The organism is Saccharopolyspora sp. NPDC045941 (assembly GCF_056431445.1).
This window is the reverse complement of record NZ_JBWKKU010000046.1, coordinates 7,017-8,503: the sequence shown is the minus strand read 5'-3', so window position 1 is coordinate 8,503 and position 1,487 is coordinate 7,017. Positions and strand designations below refer to the sequence as shown.

The window sequence follows — 1,487 nt, the reverse complement described above, 5'->3', positions numbered from 1 at the left end:
GAGAAAAGGATCGCCGATGACTCTGACCTCCGAATCCACCACCGCGCAGCCCGCCGACAGCCGCCTCGGGCTCGCCGCCCGCGATCACCTCATGCGGGGCTACGGCGAGCCGACGGACGGGCCGGTGTCCATCATCACCCGCGGTGAGGGGCCCTACGTCTGGGACGAACAGGGGCGCCGCTACCTCGACGCGGTCGCCGGCGCGTTCGTCGTGCAGGTGGGGTACGGGCGGCCGGACCTCGCCGCCACCGCGGCGCGGCAGGCAGCCGAGCTCGCCTACTTCCCGGCGATGGAGCACGCGCCCCGCCCCGCCGTGGAGCTCGCCGAGCGGCTCGCCGCCGCGGCGCCCGGCGACCTCAACCGCGTGTTCTTCACCTGCGGCGGCAGCGAAGCCGTCGACAGCGCGTGGAAGCTGGCCCGCCAGTACTTCGCGCTGACCGGGAGGACCGGCAAGCACAAGGTGATCAGCCGCGAGTGGTCCTTCCACGGCAGCACCTACGCGGCCGTGGCGATGGGCGGTTTCGCGCTGCTGCACCAGATCTTCGAGCCGCGCGGGCCGGTCAGCCGCAACGTGGCCGACCCGTACGACGCCGAGGAGATCCGGGCGGCCATCGAGCAGGAGGGCCCGGAGTCGGTCGCCGCGGTGATCCTGGAGCCGCTGCCCCACCCGAGCGCCTGCGTGGTGCCGCCGGAGGGCTACTTCGCCCGCGTCCGCGAGATCTGCGACCAGTACGACGTGCTGCTGATCTCCGACGACATCGTGGACTCCTTCGGCAGGCTCGGTCACCTCTTCGGCTGTGACCGCTTCGGCTTCCAGCCCGACATCATCTGCTGCGCCAAGGGGATCACCAGCGGCTACGCGCCGCTCGGCGCGACGATCGCGTCCGAGCGGCTGCTGGAACCGTTCCTGCCGGAGCACGTCATGTTCGCCCACGGCTACACCTTCAGCGGCCACCCGGTGTCGACCTCCGTGGCCATGGCGAACATGGACGTCCTGGAGCAGGAGCGCGTCTACGAGCACGTGCTGCACAAGGAGGCGGCGCTGCGCAACACGTTGGAGGGTCTGCGGAAACTGCCGGTGGTCAACGACGTGCAGGGTGCCGGATTCCTGTTCTCCCTGGAGCTGATCAAGGACAAGGCGACGCAGGAGCCGTTCTCGCCGGAGGAGTGCGAGCAACTCATCGACCGGCGGCTGCGCCGCGAGCTGTTCGAAGCGGGCCTGCACATCCGGTGCGGGGACCACGACAAGCCCTACATCCACCTGGCGCCGCCGCTGATCTGCGACCAGCCGGAGTTCGACGAGATCGCGGAGGTGCTGCGGTCCGTGCTGCCCCGGCTGTCGGCCTGGGTCTGAGGGCCGCGGGGGGGGGGGGGGGGGGGCCCCCCCCCCCCCCCCCCCAAAGGTGGGCCTCTCCCATCGGGTTCCCCCACCCCCAAAGGTCCTCCCCCCCCCCCCCTCCTCCCCGCCCCCCCCCCCCCCCCCTCCC

1 protein-coding gene is annotated in these 1,487 nt (G+C 71.9%); it reads left to right on the top strand.

Annotation, left to right across the window (positions count from 1 at the left end):
* The first annotated feature begins 16 nt into the window (after window positions 1–16).
* On the top strand, window positions 17–1,354 hold the full coding sequence (locus tag AC07FN_RS30855; protein WP_478398765.1) for an aminotransferase class III-fold pyridoxal phosphate-dependent enzyme: 1,338 nt from the start codon (window positions 17–19) through the stop codon (window positions 1,352–1,354).
* Window positions 1,355–1,487: the final 133 nt, after the last annotated feature.

Bases quoted from the DNA above. Each gene is read 5' to 3' on its own strand.
- AC07FN_RS30855 (WP_478398765.1), top strand. From the start codon at position 17: ATGACTCTGACCTCCGAATCCACCACCGCGCAGCCCGCCGACAGCCGC.